General features: G+C 38.4%; 22 protein-coding genes. 20 read left to right on the top strand and 2 right to left on the bottom strand.

Annotation, left to right across the window (positions count from 1 at the left end; translation table 11 throughout):
* The 5 genes from Q0296_RS10000 to Q0296_RS09980 form a co-directional block, all read left to right on the top strand.
* The coding region (locus tag Q0296_RS10000; RefSeq protein ID WP_298040158.1) for a HemK/PrmC family methyltransferase at positions 1–721 on the top strand (721 nt) is incomplete at its 5' end.
* 10 nt (positions 722–731) lie between these two features.
* Positions 732–1,211, top strand: coding sequence for a DUF4149 domain-containing protein (locus tag Q0296_RS09995; RefSeq protein WP_298040153.1), 480 nt, complete (start codon positions 732–734; stop codon positions 1,209–1,211).
* Complete coding sequence (locus Q0296_RS09990) at positions 1,195–1,977, top strand: threonine/serine exporter family protein (protein ID WP_298040150.1); 783 nt, start codon at positions 1,195–1,197, stop codon at positions 1,975–1,977. The genes Q0296_RS09995 and Q0296_RS09990 overlap by 17 nt, the downstream gene beginning before the upstream one ends.
* The gene (locus Q0296_RS09985) at positions 1,970–2,485 is read left to right on the top strand and encodes a threonine/serine exporter family protein (RefSeq protein WP_298040147.1); all 516 of its coding nucleotides are present in this window, start codon (positions 1,970–1,972) and stop codon (positions 2,483–2,485) included. The genes Q0296_RS09990 and Q0296_RS09985 overlap by 8 nt, the downstream gene beginning before the upstream one ends.
* Positions 2,486–2,505: 20 nt before the next feature.
* Positions 2,506–2,895: a YbgC/FadM family acyl-CoA thioesterase gene (locus tag Q0296_RS09980; protein WP_298040144.1), complete on the top strand. Its 390-nt coding sequence runs from the start codon at positions 2,506–2,508 to the stop codon at positions 2,893–2,895.
* Positions 2,896–2,907: 12 nt separating this feature from the next.
* Here Q0296_RS09980 and Q0296_RS09975 read toward each other — a convergent pair whose 3' ends face one another.
* Both Q0296_RS09975 and Q0296_RS09970 read right to left on the bottom strand, forming a co-directional pair.
* Positions 2,908–4,188, bottom strand: coding sequence for a hypothetical protein (locus tag Q0296_RS09975; RefSeq protein WP_298040141.1), 1,281 nt, complete (start codon positions 4,186–4,188; stop codon positions 2,908–2,910).
* Positions 4,185–4,676, bottom strand: a complete 492-nt coding sequence (locus Q0296_RS09970) for a uracil-DNA glycosylase family protein (protein ID WP_298040138.1) — start codon at positions 4,674–4,676, stop codon at positions 4,185–4,187. The genes Q0296_RS09975 and Q0296_RS09970 overlap by 4 nt, the downstream gene beginning before the upstream one ends.
* A gap of 285 nt (positions 4,677–4,961) precedes the next feature.
* Between Q0296_RS09970 and rpmH the strand changes: the two genes are divergently transcribed.
* The 15 genes from rpmH to Q0296_RS09900 form a co-directional block, all read left to right on the top strand.
* Positions 4,962–5,096, top strand: a complete 135-nt coding sequence (gene rpmH, locus Q0296_RS09965; RefSeq protein ID WP_002940373.1) for a 50S ribosomal protein L34 — start codon at positions 4,962–4,964, stop codon at positions 5,094–5,096.
* A complete protein-coding gene (rnpA, locus tag Q0296_RS09960) occupies positions 5,084–5,419 on the top strand; it encodes a ribonuclease P protein component (RefSeq protein WP_035142427.1) in 336 nt (111 codons plus the stop codon). Before rpmH ends, rnpA begins: the two co-directional genes overlap by 13 nt.
* Positions 5,416–5,757 (top strand): membrane protein insertion efficiency factor YidD, encoded by a 342-nt coding sequence (yidD, locus tag Q0296_RS09955; protein WP_002940252.1) that lies wholly within the window; start codon positions 5,416–5,418, stop codon positions 5,755–5,757. Before rnpA ends, yidD begins: the two co-directional genes overlap by 4 nt.
* A complete protein-coding gene (gene yidC / locus Q0296_RS09950) occupies positions 5,758–7,311 on the top strand; it encodes a membrane protein insertase YidC (protein WP_298040134.1) in 1,554 nt (517 codons plus the stop codon).
* Positions 7,311–8,402: a Jag N-terminal domain-containing protein gene (locus tag Q0296_RS09945; protein WP_298040132.1), complete on the top strand. Its 1,092-nt coding sequence runs from the start codon at positions 7,311–7,313 to the stop codon at positions 8,400–8,402. Before yidC ends, Q0296_RS09945 begins: the two co-directional genes overlap by 1 nt.
* Positions 8,399–9,724 (top strand): tRNA uridine-5-carboxymethylaminomethyl(34) synthesis GTPase MnmE, encoded by a 1,326-nt coding sequence (gene mnmE / locus Q0296_RS09940; RefSeq protein WP_298040130.1) that lies wholly within the window; start codon positions 8,399–8,401, stop codon positions 9,722–9,724. Before Q0296_RS09945 ends, mnmE begins: the two co-directional genes overlap by 4 nt.
* A 42-nt stretch (positions 9,725–9,766) precedes the next feature.
* Positions 9,767–10,348, top strand: coding sequence for an NAD(P)H-dependent oxidoreductase (locus Q0296_RS09935; RefSeq protein ID WP_298040129.1), 582 nt, complete (start codon positions 9,767–9,769; stop codon positions 10,346–10,348).
* A 61-nt stretch (positions 10,349–10,409) separates the two neighbouring features.
* Positions 10,410–10,526: a hypothetical protein gene (locus tag Q0296_RS11560; RefSeq protein WP_366939747.1), complete on the top strand. Its 117-nt coding sequence runs from the start codon at positions 10,410–10,412 to the stop codon at positions 10,524–10,526.
* Positions 10,527–10,548: 22 nt separating this feature from the next.
* On the top strand, positions 10,549–11,142 hold the full coding sequence (locus tag Q0296_RS09930) for a hypothetical protein (protein ID WP_366939745.1): 594 nt from the start codon (positions 10,549–10,551) through the stop codon (positions 11,140–11,142).
* Positions 11,143–11,198: 56 nt separating this feature from the next.
* The gene (gene purL / locus Q0296_RS09925) at positions 11,199–13,388 is read left to right on the top strand and encodes a phosphoribosylformylglycinamidine synthase subunit PurL (RefSeq protein ID WP_298040122.1); all 2,190 of its coding nucleotides are present in this window, start codon (positions 11,199–11,201) and stop codon (positions 13,386–13,388) included.
* A gap of 3 nt (positions 13,389–13,391) precedes the next feature.
* Positions 13,392–14,441: a hypothetical protein gene (locus tag Q0296_RS09920; RefSeq protein WP_103633788.1), complete on the top strand. Its 1,050-nt coding sequence runs from the start codon at positions 13,392–13,394 to the stop codon at positions 14,439–14,441.
* Between the two features lies 1 nt (position 14,442).
* Positions 14,443–15,174: a TerB family tellurite resistance protein gene (locus Q0296_RS09915; protein WP_298040118.1), complete on the top strand. Its 732-nt coding sequence runs from the start codon at positions 14,443–14,445 to the stop codon at positions 15,172–15,174.
* Positions 15,175–15,747: a hypothetical protein gene (locus tag Q0296_RS09910; protein WP_298040116.1), complete on the top strand. Its 573-nt coding sequence runs from the start codon at positions 15,175–15,177 to the stop codon at positions 15,745–15,747. It begins immediately after the preceding gene.
* Between the two features lie 153 nt (positions 15,748–15,900).
* Positions 15,901–16,158 carry a cold-shock protein gene (locus tag Q0296_RS09905; RefSeq protein WP_298040113.1) on the top strand — a complete coding sequence of 86 codons (258 nt, stop codon included), beginning with the start codon at positions 15,901–15,903 and terminating at the stop codon, positions 16,156–16,158.
* A 14-nt stretch (positions 16,159–16,172) separates the two neighbouring features.
* On the top strand, positions 16,173–17,668 hold a 1,496-nt coding region (locus Q0296_RS09900), incomplete at its 3' end, for a hypothetical protein (RefSeq protein ID WP_298040109.1).

Raw genomic sequence — 17,668 nt, 5'->3', positions numbered from 1 at the left:
CTACCTTGATGTGAGCATCGAGTGGATATTTTTAAACCAAAAGAGTGAATTTGATGAGAGCGGCTACTTTGAACTTGTAAAGCGCTTTGAAAACTATGAACCGCTTGAGTATATTACTGGCAAGGCTGGCTTTTATGGCTTGGAGTTTGAGGTAGAAAGTGGCGTTTTGATACCTCGCCCCGAGACTGAAATTTTAGTTGATAAAGTGCTTGAGATTGCAAGCAGCTATAAAGCGCCAAAGATCGCTGAGATCGGCACTGGCAGCGGGATAATAAGTGTCATGCTTGCCCTTAAAACAAACGCTAAAATAGTAGCCACTGATATAAATGAAAAGGCTCTAAATTTGGCTAAAAAAAATGCGCTTAAATTTAATGTAAGCGAGAAGATTGACTTTGTAAAGTGCTCATATATCGATGAAATTTCAGGTGATATCGACATCTTGGTCTCAAACCCGCCTTATATCGCGCGAGACTATAAACTTGATAAATTTGTGATAAATGAGCCGTATGAGGCGTTATTTGGTGGCGAGGTCGGGGATGAAATTTTAAAAAACATCATCCTTATCGCTAGAAATCGCGGCATAAAAAATATCGCCTGCGAGATGGGCTATGATCAAAGAGCAAGCATGGAGATGGCGCTAAAATTTAGTGGCTATGATGGCGCTTTTTACAAGGACTTAGCGGGCTTTGACAGGGGCTTTTGCGCGAGATTAAAACTATAAAGGAGAGAGATTGAGAAGTATCTATTTTTTACTATTAGCAGCGGTGATCGGCACTGAGCTGACGCTTGGAATTTTGGTCGCGCCAGTCATATTTTTCCCACAAAGCATCATAGGCGAGGGGGTGCTTACGCATTTTATGAGCGGACAGATGATGACAAAGATATTTTTAAAATTTAACTATGTTTTGCTACTTATAAGCGCATTTGTGGCAGTTAGCGAGCTCTTTGATCTAAGAAAAAAGCTTGCATTTTCATTAAAATTTAGCACATTTATGCTCTCGTTTTTAAACTTAGCCCTAGCGCTAAGCTTTGTCTTTATCTTTACGCCTTTTATCGTGCAGGCTCAGGGTCTTGGCGCAGAGGCGACGCAGACAGCGGAGTTTGCCAAGATGCATAGCGCAAGCGAATATGTGATGAAAGTGATGCTTGTTTTGCAGCTCATTTTGTTTTTTGTGAAATTTAAGATCAGTCAAGATGAACGCCAAGCCTGATATCCAAATTTTAACGAATTTTTTAGCCGAATATACGACAGCTATGGTGAGTGCTGGCACATACACTGCGCGCGTAGAAAAGTGCGTAGACCGCATAGCTAAGCACTACGGCTACGACGTTAGCGTGACCATTTTTGTGAAATATTTTACCATTAGCGTGATGGACTCGGCTGACAACTCCCTGCGCCGAACTTATGTAAGAAAGATCCCTCTAGGGCAGGTGAGTTTTAACAGAATTTCCGAGCTATCATCGCTTAGCTGGCAAATTTTAGATGAGGGCTTGAGCTTAGATGAAGCTAAAGAGAGTTTTGATAGTGTGATGAGTTTTGGTGCAAATAAATTTGCTAGCTCGCTTATCTTAATAAGCCTTGCAAATGCGGCATTTTGCAGACTTTTTGGAGGCGATGCTGGCTCAGTTGTTTGTATATTTTTTGCAACGCTTGTTGGCTACACTCTTAAATTTGCCCTTGCAAAAATGGGCGTAAATTTAAAAATCCAATACGTTCTGACATCCTTTGTCGTCTCATTTATCGCCTATCTTGGCGTATCTTACGGACTTACGCACACAAGCGACGTGGCGATAGGCTCGTCTGTGCTCTTTATGATGCCTGGCGTTTTTCTCATAAATTCAGTCTTTGACATCCTAAACGACAACACCCTTGTTGGCATCAGCAGAGCCATAAGCACGGGCATCCTCATACTTTGCATGGCTGTTGGCGTCTATATCACGCTAACGCTTAGCAGCGCGGAGATACTAAATGTTTGAGCTTTTGAGTGAAACGCTTGTAGATGCTGGCTTTGCTGCGGTGGCTGGACTTGGCTTTGCCTATGCTAGCTCGCCTCCAAAAAGAACTCTCATATTTTGTGCCTTGCTTGCTGCATTTGCGCATGCTAGCCGCTTTTGGATAATGCAGATGGGATTTTTTAACATCAGTGTCGCAACGCTCATCGTCTCTTTTATGAGCGGAATTTTAGGCATGCTCTTTGCCAAACGGCTAAAGGTGCCAGCTGAGATCATCGCATTTCCAGCTCTTTTGCCGATGGTGCCAGGAGTTTTTGCATATAAAGGCATTTTGGCACTGTTTTCATTTTTAAATGAGACAAGCATTGCTAAGAAAAACGAATATTTGATCATATTTTTTGATAATGCTATCACGACTACGACGGTTTCGTTAGCGCTTGGTGTGGGCGTTTCAGTGGTGCTTATTTTATTTTATGATCAGTCGCTGATGATAACTAGAGGCGCTAAAGGCAAGCCTAGCAAGAGCAAATGAAAATTTAAAGGAGCTTTGCAGTGAAGATAAGAATTTATTACGAAGATACCGATGCAGGCGGCATCGTCTATCATACAAATTATATTAAATATTGCGAGCGAGCCAGAAGCGAAGCGTTTTTTGAGGCTGGGCTAAATTTCACAAAAGAGAGCGGATACTTTGTCGTTTCAGCTCTTGAGGCTAAATTTCTCGCTTCAGCTGTGCTTGGCGATGAGGTTTTTGTAAGGACAAAGCTCATAGAGCTTAAAAAGGCAAGCCTTGTTTTAGAGCAAGAAATTTATAAATTTGATGAAAAAGATGTAGAAAAAGTGCTCTTTAAAGCGACTATCACGCTAGCTTTTATGAAAGAGGGCAGGCTAGCAAAGATAGATGAGAGCATGAAAACTTTTATAAATGGGGTTAAATTTTAGCAAGTAAAACTGCTAAATTCCGCTTGTGCTATTTTGCTCCTGCGAATTTACCTCATTAAAGTGATCGCTTTTTGTATCATAAATTTTCACATCATATAAAACTTGCGAGCCCTCAACTCTCTCTGTAAAAATTTTGCTGGCACTTTTGTTTATGAAATTTGTATAGATATACTCCACTCCCAGCGCACTTGAGTAGCCGATCTGTGAGTATCTAAAATCAACTCCAAAAAGATCTCCAAGCCCTAAAAATCTCTCATCAAGCGAATTTAGCGAATTTGCCACAAAGAGGTTTTGCCTATCTCTTTGCGTGATAGCGCTAAAGATATTTGGCAAGAAATTTATCTGTGTGCTTAAAAGCGCATAAGGCTTTATCTCAAAGCCTCTCATCTGCGTTGCCACAAGAGAAGCTTTTACGATTGGGATGTTTAAAAAGATGCTTGCGTTATCAAATTTAGATTTTTTACTTAAAGTATCGTTTAAATTTATATCTTTGCCAGTGATCGAGCTCTCGTAGTAGTCGTTACTTTGCATGCGTACATACTCATTTAACTTTTGTGCTAGCGCGCTGCCATCGTCAAAGGCGACTATCTTTTCATTAGCAAAAGCGAGCAGGGCTGAAATTTGCGCTTTGTAATCAACTCCACCAAAGATCAAATTTGGCTTTGGAGCTACCACAAAAGAGCTATGAACGCTTGGGATGTAGATGAGTTCGCTTGGCAGGATGAGAGAATTTGCTATGTTTGCGCCATTTTGAGTAAGAGCTGCTATAAAGTAGATAAAACCTTCGTTTCTAGCGTTTTGAAGCGCGTTTTGAAGGCTTTGAAGGCTCTCGTCGTTGCTATTTATAAATTTGACTTCGACATTTGCTTCTTGCTTTAAAATGTATGTTAAAACTGCGTTTGATACGACATTTGCGTATGATTTTATGACCTTTTGAGGGATGATGACTGCTATCTTATCGCTTTGCGCAAGCTTTAAAATCATCTCTCCGCCAAGCGAAGCGTAAAGGTCTAAAAGTGCCTTATCATCTATCTTTGCTGGCTCAAATCTCGCCATAAAGCTAGCTAGCATATCGCTCTTAATAAGCTCATTTAAGCAAGAGCTATCACAAAATTCTGGCTCTAAATTTATGTAAGTGATCTTTGCTGGCGGTATGCTTGAGAGGCTTTGATTTTTTGTGATGTTGCTTTCAAATTTTGCCTCAGTGGTCTCGTCTTGCATCTCGCTTAAGGCTTCATTTTGCGCTGCAAAAAGACTTACAAATATAACTAAAAAAAGAAAAATTCTTTTCATATCACTCCCTTGATTTTTTTCAAATCATCTATAAAATTTTCTTCAAAACTTGGGTTTTTGCTGATCCACTCTGGTGAAAAAGTTGGCATTATAAACCTGCTATTATCTTTTAAGATACTTCCTCTTATGCCTGAAAATCCGCCTTTTGTGAGTAAATTTGGATAAAAATGCATAAATGCTTCTTCTCCTAAAGTGATGATTATTTTGGGCTTAATGAGCCTGATCTCTTCAAGTAGATATGGCCTGCAAAGCTCAAAAGAGCGCTCTAGCGCTGGATTTTTCGCGTCATTTTGTGAAATTTCACAGCGTAAAAGCGAGCTTATATAAACACTATCTTTTTCTAAATTTAAGCCTTCTTTTATAGCATTTTGCAAAATTTTGCCACTTATGCCTTCAAAATAATCATCTTTTTTGCAAAGTAAGACAAACATTATCTTGCTATTTTTATCACCAAAGCCAGTAGAAACGCACTTTGAACTGTTTCTCAAAAAGCAAAGAGAGCACTTTTTTATCTCGCTATTTAGCTCGTCTATGCTGTTATAATCTTGATATTTACTTAAATTAAGAAAATTTTCATCTATAAAATTGTAACCGATCGCTTTTAAAAAAAGTAATTTTTCTAAGAGATCTTTATTTTTATGAAATTTCATTTTTGGATTATAACTTGATTTACTTAAAGTTTAAATTATAGTTTTTTCGGGCTGATTTATTCAAAGGAATTTAAGTATTGCTTTGATAAAATCCCACTTTTTATATTAACTTTAAGGATAGAAATGAAAAGGACTTATCAACCTCATAAAACCCCTAAAAAACGCACTCACGGCTTTCGTTTAAGAATGAAAACTAAAAATGGCCGCAAGGTTATCAACGCTAGACGTGCTAAAGGTAGAAAAAGATTGGCTGCTTAGCTGGTTTTGAGTCACTAAGTGACTCGAGAGAATTTTCTCAGGTTTATAAAGAAGCCAGCAAATGGCACTGCGATGCTTGCGTAGTTTTTTATAAGCCTACAATTGAAAAAAAATTAGCAGTTGTTGCTAGCAAAAAAGTGGGAAAGGCAGTAGTTAGAAATAGAGCAAAGAGGCTTTTAAGAGCTGCTTTTTTTTCTATTTCTAATGAGCTAAAAGATGGCACTTACATTATGGTCGCAAAAAATGGAATTACAGAAATTTCATTTGACAAAATTTGTAAAAATTTGAGCTGGTCTACAAAAAAAATGGGATGTCTAAAATGAAAAAATTTGCGATTAAATTTATCGCTTTTTATCAAAAATATATTTCCATACTTCTGCCAAAAAGCTGTCGCTACTATCCGACTTGCTCACAATACGCCATTTGGGAATTTCAAACAAATAGCTTTTTCTCTGCTTTTTTTGCAACATTTATGCGAATTTTAAGATGCAATCAACTTTTCAAAGGCGGTATCAACTACCCAATCATCCGCAAAAAATTTAACTCATGTTTTATATTTCAAAAAAGCGATACCAAAAATGTAAATTTCTGGTTTATCCCTTGCCAAAATAGTAAATTTTATGTCGTAAAAGTATTAGATAAATTAAAGGAAAAAAATTAAATGGAACAGATGTCTATGCAAAAAAGACTGCTTCTTGCAGCACTTTTGTCTATCGTATTTTTTATAGTATATGACTTTTTTATGCCAAAAAGAGCTCCACTAGAGCAAAACCAGACAACGATCTCTCAAACAATGGATCAAAGCAAAGCTCCAGCTTATGCTAACGATACTCCAAAATCAAATGAAAATTTAGCTTCAAACGAGATAATCGCTACCATCAAAGGTCAAAGCTATGAAGCAAAGATAGATAAGCTAGGCAGGATTGCGAAATTTTATCTCACCGAAGATAAGTACAAAACAGAAGATGGCAACAAAATCGAGCTTGTTTCACAAAATCCATTACCACTTGAGCTTAGATTTAACGATAGCACTTTAAATGCTGATGCTTTTAAGGTTGCATATAGCAGTGACGCTAGCGAGGTATATGCTAGCAGCGAGCCTAAAACCATAAAACTCATTCAAAATTTAGATGGCGTTACAGTCACAAAAAATATCAAATTTTATCCAAATGGTCGTTACGAGGTAGAATTAAATTTAAGTAAAAGTGTTGATTATTTCATCACTCCTGGTTTTAGACCAAATATCGCGATAGATAGTTACACGGTTCATGGCGTTATGCTTAGAAATACAGATGATAGCCTAAATATCATAGAAGATGGTGATGCAAAAGAGGTTAAAAACTACGCAAATACAACTATAGCGGCTGCATCTGATAGATACTATACAGCGCTATTTTACTCATTTGATAAACCATTTGAAGCTGTTGTAGATAAAGATGCAAATAACAATCCTATCGTCTTTGTAAAGGCAAATGATAGTCTAAAACTAGGCGCTTACATCGGACCAAAAGAGCATAAAATTTTAAGCTCGATGGATGAGAGACTAAACGACGTTATCGAGTATGGTTGGTTTACATTTATAGCAAAGCCGATGTTTGCATTCTTAAATTTCTTACATAACTACATTGGCAACTGGGGTTGGGCGATAGTTGTGTTAACGCTTGTTATAAGGATAGTTTTATTCCCACTTACATATAAGGGTATGCTATCGATGAATAAGCTAAAAGAGCTTGCTCCAAAGGTAAAAGAGATCCAAACAAAATATAAAGACGATAAGCAAAAGATGCAAGTTCATATGATGGAGTTATACAAAAAACATGGTGCAAACCCGATGGGTGGCTGCTTGCCGATCTTGCTTCAAATTCCTGTATTTTTTGCGATCTACCGCGTTTTACTAAATGCGATCGAGCTAAAAGGCGCTCCTTGGATACTTTGGATACACGATCTTTCAGTGATGGATCCATACTTTGTGCTACCTATCTTGATGGGTCTAACGATGTTTTTACAACAAAAGCTTACACCAACGACATTTACCGATCCTATGCAAGAAAAGGTTATGAAATTCTTGCCTTTGATCTTCACATTTTTCTTTGTGACATTCCCAGCAGGTCTTACGCTTTACTGGTTTGTAAATAACGTTTGTTCGGTCGTTCAACAAGTTTTTGTAAATAAACTTTTTGAAAAACATAAAAAAGCTGCGGAGGTAAAGGCTTAATGAGAATAGAAGCAAATACTCTCCAAGAGGCATTTCAAAAGGCAGCCGAGCAGCTTAATTGTTCAGTCACTGAGCTTGATATAAAGGTCTTGCAGCATCCAAGTAGCGGATTTTTTGGATTTTTCAAAAAGACTGCGATCATTGAGGCAAATTTAGAAAATCAGTCAAAACCACAGCATAAACCAAAAAATGATAGAAATTTTGCTAAAAAAAGTGATGAAAGTGAGCCTGTAAAAGAGGAGAAAAAACAGAGTAAAAAACACGATCATAATGATAAAAAGCGAAATCCTAAAAAGCATAAAGATGAGAAAAATGAGGCTAAGCCTGAGCAAAAAGAGCATAAAAATGAAAAGCAAAATTTAAGCGAGAAAAACTCAGCTCTTGCAAAAGATGCCTTTGCTGAAAAGGGCGAAAAAGAGGCTGAAGAGCCAGGATATGTTATAAAAAGACTTGATGAGCCAAAGGCGCCTAAAGAACAAAGAGAGCAAAAAGAAGCAAAAGAGCCGCAAGCTAGCAAAAGTGCTCCTAAAAATATCCTAGATACTTCAATCATCGAAAATTTCAACCATACAGATGAAGAGAGTGCACCTCAAGCTTTGCCAAAAGAGAAAAAAGAAAAAGTTGTAATCGACTTTGATAAAATTTTGCCTGAGATAAAAGAGGGTATGACGCGTCTTTTTAAAGCAAGCTGCTTTGAGATAGATAAGGTAGAGGTTAGTAAATTTAACGATGAGACCGTGCTTATCGAGCTAGACGGAGCTGATGCGGCGCTACTTATCGGCAAAGAGGGTTATAGATATAAGGCGATATCTTATATGCTTTACAACTGGCTAAATTCGAAATACAACCTTGCTATCCGCCTAGAGATCGCGCAATTTTTACAAAATCAAGAAGCTATGATGGATCAATATCTAAATGGTGTGATTGATCGTGTGCAAAATAGCGGTAGAGCCCAAACGAAGCCACTTGATGGGGTTTTGGTTAAGATCGCGCTTGAGAAACTACGCGAGAAATTCCCAGATAAATATGTCGGCATAAAAAGCGGCAATGACGGCAAATTTGTCGTGGTAAATGACTTTTTCAAAAAATGAGTGAAACTATCGCAGCCCTTGCCACAGCTTATGGCATCGGCTCAGTTTCTATCGTAAGGCTTAGCGGCAAGGACGCCCTAGCCACCTCTTTAAAACTTCTTAAACTTTCAAATTTAGAGCCAAGATACGCAAAACTAGCCAAAATTTACTCCATTGATGATGAAATTTTAGACGAGGGCATAGTTATATATTTTAAAGCCCCAGCAAGCTTTACTGGCGAGGACATCGTCGAGTTTCAAACTCATGGCGGCGTTATGGTGAGCGAGAGAATTTTAAATGAGCTAATAAGAGCTGGTGCTAGGCTGGCAATGCCAGGTGAGTTTAGCAAGCGGGCATTTTTAAATGGCAAGATGGATCTAGCCAAGGCCGAGGCGATGCAAGGACTCATCACTTCAAAAAGCGAGATAGCTGCTAAAATTTTAACCCGCCAAATGCAAGGTGATCTTAGTAAATTTGTAGGCGAGATAAGGGGCGAAGTGGTCAAAACGCTTGCCTTTGTTGAGACGATGATTGACTACGCTGATGATGATCTGCCTGCAAATTTGCTAGAGCAGACTAAGCAGATGCTTTTAAAAAATAGCGAGAAGCTAGAGCGCATAGCAACTCTTAGCGAGCAAAGAAGGGGGCTCATAGATGGCTTTAAGATCGCTATCGTTGGTAAGCCAAACGTTGGCAAAAGCTCTATTTTAAACTCATTTTTGGCATATGAGCGCGCGATTGTCAGCGACGAAGCGGGCACGACTAGAGATAGGATAGAAGAAAATTTCAAGATCGGCTCGCATCTGGTTCGTATAATAGACACCGCTGGCATCAGAAAAGATGCTGGAAAGATCGAGCAAATCGGCATAAACTACTCAATCTCAGCCATAAACGAGGCCGACATCATCCTAGCTGTATTTGACGGCTCTTGCCCAAGCGACGAGCAAGATAAGGAGATAATTAGGCTCGTTTCTAACTCAAACAAAAAAGCCTTTTTTATCCTAAATAAAAGCGATCTTGCGTTTAAATTTGACATAGAGTTAGAGGGCGCTATCAAAATTTCAGCAAAAAATGATACAAGCGTAGTTTTAAAAGAGCTTGAGGGCTACCTCAAGACGCAAGACACCGACGAGATCATGCTAAGCTCAAACCGCCAAATTTTAAGCTGCAAAGAGGCGAGCGAGGCTTTAAAAAGAGCGTTTTTAAGACTAAGTGAAGAGGAGCTAGAAATTTTTGCTTACGAGCTAAATACCGCGATAAAGGCACTTGCAAGCATCACAAAGCCATTTGAGAGAAGTGAGATTTTAGACGAGATGTTTAGCCATTTTTGTTTAGGGAAATGATACTTTTTTTGGTTAAAATTTGCGCTTTTTAAAGGAGAGAATATGAAAATTTTACTTATAAATGGTGGCAAAAAATTTGGCCATTCAGATGGCAGGCTCAATCAAACACTTCACGATCTTGCATACGAAAAACTAGCAAAAATGAGTCACGAGGTAAAGCAAACCGTGATAGATCAAGGCTATGACATCGAGGCTGAAGTTGAGAAATTTCTCTGGATGGATGCGGTAGTTTGGCAGATGCCAGCTTGGTGGATGGGCGAGCCTTGGATAGTGAAAAAATATATCGACGAGGTTTTTACGGCAGGTCATGGCAAGCTTTATACGAGTGATGGCAGGCACAGGATAGATCCTGCGAAAAACTACGGCAAAGGCGGCTTGTTAAATGGCAAGAAATTTATGCTAAGCCTTACTTGGAATGCCCCAGCCGAGGCATTTAGCGATCCAAATGAGTTTTTTGAGGCGCGCGGCGTTGATGGAGTTTATTTTCATTTTAGAAAGGCAAATGAATTTATGGGCCTAAAGTCGCTTCCGCACTTTATCTGCTGCGATGTTATCAAGATGCCAGACGTGCCAAGATACCTAAAAGAGTATGAAACGCATCTTGAAAAAGTTTTCAAAGCGTAAAAACAAATTTCTACCGCTCTCTAGCCATTTGCGCTAGAGGGCATTTAAATTTATATCTATCTTGTGTGGGGAAAATGAGGACAAAATTTCTATTTTTAGCTGCTATTATATTATTTGCAGGGTGTGCTGGCAAGCAAATTTTAGCGCCAAGCGAAAAGTCAAATTTACTCTATCTTGAAAATAACGAAACACTGCATGAGATGAAATTTAATAAGCTTGAAAATAGCCTAAATGACTTTAATAAATTTGCAAACATTGTCGGCAAGGCTGAGATAAAAGCAGCTGGCGAAAATGGCAGATTTAGCGCACTTGGCGAGCTAATGCAAAGTGGCGACGCAAATAAAACGATGATCGTTAAAAACTTAGACACTAGCAAGGACGCTGTGCTATCAAATTCTAACGATATAGATGAGCTAATAAATGCAAAAAATATTAAATTTTATGAAATTTCAAATGGCGCTATAAAAAGCGTGGTTTATAGCACAAAGAGCATGCCAGTTTGCGAAGCTTTTGTAAGCGGAAAAGAGGCGATAAAAGTAAAAAGCGTGACAAATCACCCTTTGAAAAATGGCTTTTTTGCAGTGATCTTAAGCTCAGATATATCTAATGATCAAGGCTTTTTTCTAAGAGAGACGAGGTATTATTTCAACCTTTCAAGCGAAGATGAAGAGAAGATAAAAGCTGAGACGCTAACGCAAAATTTTTACAAAACATTTATCGAAAGTGACCTCGTGAGACAAGGTGAAATTCTCTCGAATGTGCTTTGTTTTAGTAAATTTCAAAAGGCTTTTTAGTAACTTTTTATAAGCAAGGTTGTAAAATAGCTTAAAATTCTTAAAAGGTTACATCAATGGATAAAGCTACCATACAAGCACATAAAATCAGCGACGAAGAGTATGAGGAGATCTTAAAAATTTTAGGCCGTGAGCCAAATTTACTAGAGCTTGGCATATTTTCAGCTATGTGGAGCGAGCACTGCAGCTACAAATCAAGCAAAAAATACCTAAACGGCTTTCCGACAAAGGCACCATGGGTCATTCAAGGACCTGGCGAAAATGCTGGTGTCATCGACGTTGGCGATGGGGTTGCAGCTGTGTTTAAGATGGAGAGTCACAACCACCCAAGCTTTATCGAGCCGTTTCAAGGCGCTGCAACTGGCGTTGGTGGAATTTTAAGAGACGTCTTTACGATGGGCGCAAGAGTTGTTGCGAACATGAACTCACTTCGTTTTGGTGAGATAAGAGGCGAGGGCGAGCTAGCCAAAAAGCATAGATATTTGTTAAAAGGAAGTGTTGCTGGCATAGGACACTACGGCAACTGCATGGGTATCCCAACGATCGGCGGTGAGACTACCTTTGATCCTAGCTTTAATGGCAATATCTTAATCAACGCCTTCGCGCTTGGCCTTTGCAAAAGTGATGAAATTTTCTACGGCAAGGCTGAAGGTGTTGGCAACCCAGTCATCTACGTAGGCTCAAAGACCGGCAGAGACGGACTTGGCGGCGCTGTGATGGCGAGCGATAGCTTTAACGATGAAAATAAATCGCTTCGCCCAACGGTGCAAGTGGGCGATCCATTTGCCGAGAAGCTACTTATGGAGGCGTGCCTAGAGCTCTTTAAAAAAGACTACATCATCGGCATCCAAGATATGGGCGCAGCAGGACTAACAAGCTCTAGCTTTGAGATGGCTGGCAGAAGCGGCAGCGGCATGAAGATGTATCTAGATCGCGTGCCGATGCGCGAAGTTGGCATGACGCCTTATGAGCTAATGCTAAGCGAGTCTCAAGAGCGTATGCTAATATGTGCCAAAAAAGGCTATGAGCAAAAGGTGCTTGAAATTTTTAGAAAGTGGGATCTTGACGCTGAGATCATCGGTGAGGTCACAAGTAGCGGCGTTATGCAGCTTTACTGGCACGACGAGCTTGCAGGCGAAATCCCTATCGGCCCACTTAGCGAAGCAGCTCCAGTGCTTGATCGTCCAGTCGCACGTCCAAAATACCTTGATGAGATAGCAAATTTAAAAATTCCAAACAACATTGATAACAAAACGGCATTTTTTAAGCTTTTAAAAGAGCCAGAAGTGCTAAATAAAAGCTTTATCTACGACCAATACGACGCAAATATCCAGACAAACACCATAAAACAGCCAGGGCACTTAGGTGCTGCAAGCATCAGAGTAAAAGGTACTAAAAAGGCTGTCTCTATGGCTGCGCAGTGCGATCCTAGAGCAAATTTTGTTGATCCAAAGATCGGCGCTGCAAGAGCTGTTGCTGCAGCTGGTAGAAAGGTCGCGATGAGCGGTGCTGTGCCACTTGCGATCACCGACTGCCTAAACTACGGCAACCCGCAAAATCCAGAGGTTATGTGGCAGTTTAAAGAGGGTTGCGAAGGCATAAAAGAGGCTTGCCGTGAGCTAAATACACCAGTTGTTAGCGGTAACGTGAGCCTTTATAACGACACTGACGGCGTTAGCGTCTATCCAACGCCAGCTATCGTCACGGTTGGTGTAAATGAAGATGCAAATTTAAACCTAAAAAGCACATTTTTAAGCGAGGGTAGAGCGATATATCTACTTGGCGAGACAAGCGGAGAATTTGCTGCTTCGCTTTATGCAAAGGCGCTATTTGACGTGGTTGGTGGCAAGCTTAAAGAGGTTGATTATAAAGCTGAGCGAGCCCTTTGGGAGCTAGTGATAGAGGCAAATAAAGAGCAAATTTTAGAGTTTGCAAATAGCGTAGGCGTAGGCGGCCTTGCTATCACGCTAGCAAAAATGGCTAGCATCTCAAACATCGGTGCAAAGTGCGAGATTAAATTTAAAGAGCCAAATTTCATCTTTGACGAGATCTTTTCAAGAGCAGTTGTGGGTGTAAAAGACGAGGCTAAATTTGAAACGCTTGCGGCTAAATTTGAAGTGAAATTTGAAAAGATCGGTGTTAGCGGAGGCAAGAGATTTAAGCTAAATGATATCGATGAGAGCTTAGAGGACGTAAGAGAAATTTATCTAAATGAGTTTGCGAAAATCGTAAAAAGGGAGGACTAAAAGATGTTTTCTAAAAAGGAAAAAGCAAGCGGGGAAAAGGAAGTAGAGCAAAACGAGAAAAAAGGAGTGGCAAAACCGCCAGTGCTCTTTAGCGATACTCAAAATTTGATAAGTACGATCGAAAAAAGGCTAAATGCCCCTTTGATAACCTACTACAACTCAAACGCTGGTAATGTCTGCGGCAACGATGCCAGTGCGATGTATGAAATTTTAAAGGGCAAAAAGATAGACACTGCCTATCTTTTCATAAAAAGTGACGGCGGAAGCGGTATAGCCGCACTTAGGATCATTAGCACACTTAGAAACTACTGCAAAAATTTAATAGCGCTGATCCCATCAAACTGCGCCTCAGCTGCTACGATGATGGCACTTGGCGCAAATGAGATCGTTATGGGGCCGCTTGCCTATCTAACTCCGGTTGATACCTCGCTCAAACACGAGCTAAGCCCTACAAACAAGGGTAATGAGCTAGTTAGCGTCTCTATGGACGAGCTTAGCCGTGTGGTGAAGCTTTGGAAAGAGCAGGATAAAGATAGACCAAACGACACAAACCCCTATAACTCGCTATATGAGTATATCCATCCGCTAGTTTTTGGTGCGGTTGATCGTGCTAGCTCGCTCTCACTTAAAATTTGCTCTGAGCTGCTTAGATATCACATAGATGATGACAAAAAGATCGTTGAAATTTCAGAGCGACTAAACGCAGACTACCCAGCGCACGAGTATCCAATACTCTTTCGTGAGGCGCAGGAGATCGGCCTGCATGTCAAAAAAATGGACGATGATCTAAACGAGATGCTTCAGGAGCTAACGCTGCTTTACTCAGAGATGGGGCAGCGAGCCTTTACCGACTACGATGAGAACAGCTATCACGATAACAACATCGCAAACATCATCGAGACAAACGGCAAACAAATTTACTATCAGATCGATAAAGACTGGTTTTATCGCCCTGAGGAGCGCCGTTGGAACGTGATGAATGACGAGAGCTCATGGCGCAAAAATGAGCTGGTAAACGGCAAGATAAAAAATACGATCTATCACTTGTGGTAATATGTCTGGAGTCCTGTTTTTACTCATATTAGGCGGTGCGATATTTTTATTTATGAATGTCCAAAGTAGTAACCGCAAGAAACAAGCAAATGTAAATGAGGCTAAATTTCTAGTCTCACTGCTTGCAAAAGTCGCTAAAAGTGACGGCAGAGTTAGCGAACTAGAGGCTAGACTGATCACTCAAGTACTTGATGATCTAAGCCAGAAAATTAGTGGCGTTAGTGGCGTGCGTGAGTATCTAAAAGAGGTCTATAATAGCCAAAAAGAAAATGTAGATAATGCCTATGAAACCGCCAGAAACTACAAGCGCGCGTTTAATCTAAACTACGATACCTGCGTAGCTAGGCTCACTTTTTTTCTAAATTTAGCCTATATAGATGGAGAATTTAACAAAAGCGAGCAAGATATTATAAGAAATATCGCTTATGGATTTGGCATAGATAAAGAGACGCTTGATGAGATAATCTATAAATTTGATAGCTTCTATGGCTCAAGATTTGGGGCAGACCGCGATGAGGTGAGCCGAGAAAACGATGCGTTTGAGGTTTTAGGACTTAGTAAAAATGCAAGCCTTGATGAGGTAAAGGCTCGCTACAAAGAGCTTGTGAGGCAGTATCATCCTGACATTTTGATGGGCAGGGGTGAGAGCAAAGATGTGATAGAGCGCTCGACTAAGAAGCTTCAGGAGATAAATGAGGCTTATGGGCGATTAAAAGAGAAATTTGGAGTTTAGATGAAGAGATTTATTATTTTGCTGCTAGCGGTGGCTGGCTTTTGTAATGATTTTAAAGTGGTAAATGTCGATGGAAAAGAGATAAAATTTAAGCTTACGCAAAGCGAGCTTTATCGAGATCAAAGGTTGCTCATCAGCAACTACGATGTTAAAGATAGCAATGTGAGCATAATATTTGTCGATAAAGATGGCAACAAGAGCGACATTATGTCGGTTCAAGCAAAAAAATTAAATGAAATTAGTGAGTATATCTTTTCGTATGATCGTGGCATAAAGGTGATGAAATTTAGCTCGAAAAAGCCGATATGCGAGGCGCTTGAGAAAGAGGAGCCTATAAATTTAAGCGTATTAGATGCGAGTTATTTTGATGGCAATCAAATTTCAAGCTATGCCTTTAGCGTTGATATTGTTGGTCAAGAGCGTGAAAACTTTGTAGAGAGAAAAGACTATTATATAGATGCTGCTGCAAATGTTATGGTTACGCTAGAAGCCTTATCGATAAAAAATATCGCAAAGGATATAAAAATGGGGCAGCTTCTGCTTGTAAAAGGTATGTGTTTAACAAAAAGATAAAAAATTTAATAAAGGAGAAAAAATGAGAGAAATTTTGCTAGCAGTTATTGTGGCGATAGGATTAAACGGGTGTTTTTGCTCCGCTAAAGCGATAATGTTAAGAACAAAAGTAGGATAGGTAAAATTTATGAACTCAATTGGATTAATATTACAATGTATAGTATAAAGAGAGATGGTAAGGTAAAGAAATTTTTTAGCAATAAAGGGTTTGGTTTTATTGAAGGAAGTGATGGATTAGAGTATTTTTTTCATAAGAATGATATTCAAAGTTATCATATTAAAGAAGGGGATTTGGTTGAATTTGTTCCTGGTAAAAATTTAAAAGGATATATATATGATGTGGAGTATTATCTAAACGGAGATGATTTTATAAAAGTTATGATTGATATTTATTACGAAATTTGTAGTTAAGGAGTGATTAAAGAATGGAATTTAATAAAGAAAATTTAAAATGGTATAGTACAACAGTTGGAACTCTTAATATAAACATATGCGACTTAAATAATGGTGGAAAAATTATAATAGTAAGAGATCCAAAGATATTAGCTCTTGATATAAAGGCTAAGTTTTGGGTATCTTCATATGATAAGGCACAAGGAGTTCCTCATTTAATGGAACACTGCCTATTTAGTAATGTAATAGATGGAAAATCTATATTCAAATGTGAAGATGAACTTATTAGATTAGGAATAACTCTTAATGCACAAACTAGCTATAAGGATATGACTTTAGTTGCAAATACAGCTTCGTGTATGAGTGCAGATAAATATCCAGATGATAACATTTATCATTTGTTGTGCAGTAATTATGAATACAAAATCCTTTTAAAAAGATTGGGAGACATCCATTATAACTTAGTTACTACAGATGTAAATTCTGAATATTTAGAACAAGAAAAAGGTGTTATATATGGAGAAATGCAAGCTAGATATCCAGGAGATGCTCAATCAATAAGAAAGATTGCTGAATGGTCAGTTCTTACTGGAACTAGATACAGTGCTATTGGTAATGAGCTCAATATTAAAGATATGACTACTGATCATATAAACTATATGAGAACTAGGACTTTTTCATATGAAAATATAAAAACTATAGTTATCACAGCTCCTGAATTTGTAGATATAAATGATATAATAGATATCTATGTAGCTAGACTTTGGGAAGGGTTAGATACAAATTATAAAACTATAAACAAAGATATAAATAAATTTAGTAAAGAAGCTATTGAATTTGTAGACACTTATGCTTCGCCTAGATTTGAACCAGATCAAAATAGCTTTTTAGTTAGAAGTACTCAAGCTAAATATGATAACGAACATGGAGAAATTCCTTATATTCATAAAGTAAAGTCTGAAAAGAATGCTGCTATAATTAAGGATGTGATTATAAACTTGCCTACAATTAAAGTAGGTTTAGATATGTTAATAGAAAATACTGCTAAAATTATTGCTCAATTATATATTCAAAGTAAGCTTAATGAGTACTATAGAGAAAAACATCCTGTTACTTATGGTGTAATGAGATATTATAATATATGGAGATGTGATAGAGAAAACTATAATACTACCTCATTTATAATAAAATTATCAACAGTTTCTTCAAGTGAAGAATTTATGAATAGCTTATTTGAATTTAAAAAATGGGTTTATAATCCAGAAGAAGTTGATAATGCTATCAGAAGTTGGGAAGTAACTTGTAAGAATGAATGGTACAGTTTTATGAATGGAGAAATTAATCAGATGAATCCTTTAGATTCTTTTGAAGATCTTAACTCTATCATTTTAGGAACTTTAACTGAAACTGCCGAAGATAAAATTAATATGTTAAATCAATATTCTGTAGAAAAAAATAAGCTTTTCCCTAAGGCATTAGTAGATAAGTTTAATTATATAAATAATAAAAAAGAACTTATACATAAATA

This window comes from uncultured Campylobacter sp., assembly GCF_937890585.1.
GTDB lineage: Bacteria > Campylobacterota > Campylobacteria > Campylobacterales > Campylobacteraceae > Campylobacter_A.
Note: the sequence above shows the minus strand (reverse complement) of the source record. Positions and strands in the feature narration are given on the sequence as shown.

Coding starts and splice junctions, on each gene's coding strand:
- Q0296_RS09990 (WP_298040150.1), top strand. CDS start 1,195: ATGAACGCCAAGCCTGATATCCAAATTTTAACGAATTTTTTAGCCGAA.
- Q0296_RS09985 (WP_298040147.1), top strand. CDS start 1,970: ATGTTTGAGCTTTTGAGTGAAACGCTTGTAGATGCTGGCTTTGCTGCG.
- Q0296_RS09975 (WP_298040141.1), bottom strand. CDS start 4,188: ATGAAAAGAATTTTTCTTTTTTTAGTTATATTTGTAAGTCTTTTTGCA.
- rpmH (WP_002940373.1), top strand. CDS start 4,962: ATGAAAAGGACTTATCAACCTCATAAAACCCCTAAAAAACGCACTCAC.
- yidD (WP_002940252.1), top strand. CDS start 5,416: ATGAAAAAATTTGCGATTAAATTTATCGCTTTTTATCAAAAATATATT.
- yidC (WP_298040134.1), top strand. CDS start 5,758: ATGGAACAGATGTCTATGCAAAAAAGACTGCTTCTTGCAGCACTTTTG.
- Q0296_RS09945 (WP_298040132.1), top strand. CDS start 7,311: ATGAGAATAGAAGCAAATACTCTCCAAGAGGCATTTCAAAAGGCAGCC.
- mnmE (WP_298040130.1), top strand. CDS start 8,399: ATGAGTGAAACTATCGCAGCCCTTGCCACAGCTTATGGCATCGGCTCA.
- Q0296_RS09935 (WP_298040129.1), top strand. CDS start 9,767: ATGAAAATTTTACTTATAAATGGTGGCAAAAAATTTGGCCATTCAGAT.
- Q0296_RS09930 (WP_366939745.1), top strand. CDS start 10,549: ATGAAATTTAATAAGCTTGAAAATAGCCTAAATGACTTTAATAAATTT.
- purL (WP_298040122.1), top strand. CDS start 11,199: ATGGATAAAGCTACCATACAAGCACATAAAATCAGCGACGAAGAGTAT.
- Q0296_RS09920 (WP_103633788.1), top strand. CDS start 13,392: ATGTTTTCTAAAAAGGAAAAAGCAAGCGGGGAAAAGGAAGTAGAGCAA.
- Q0296_RS09915 (WP_298040118.1), top strand. CDS start 14,443: ATGTCTGGAGTCCTGTTTTTACTCATATTAGGCGGTGCGATATTTTTA.
- Q0296_RS09910 (WP_298040116.1), top strand. CDS start 15,175: ATGAAGAGATTTATTATTTTGCTGCTAGCGGTGGCTGGCTTTTGTAAT.
- Q0296_RS09905 (WP_298040113.1), top strand. CDS start 15,901: ATGTATAGTATAAAGAGAGATGGTAAGGTAAAGAAATTTTTTAGCAAT.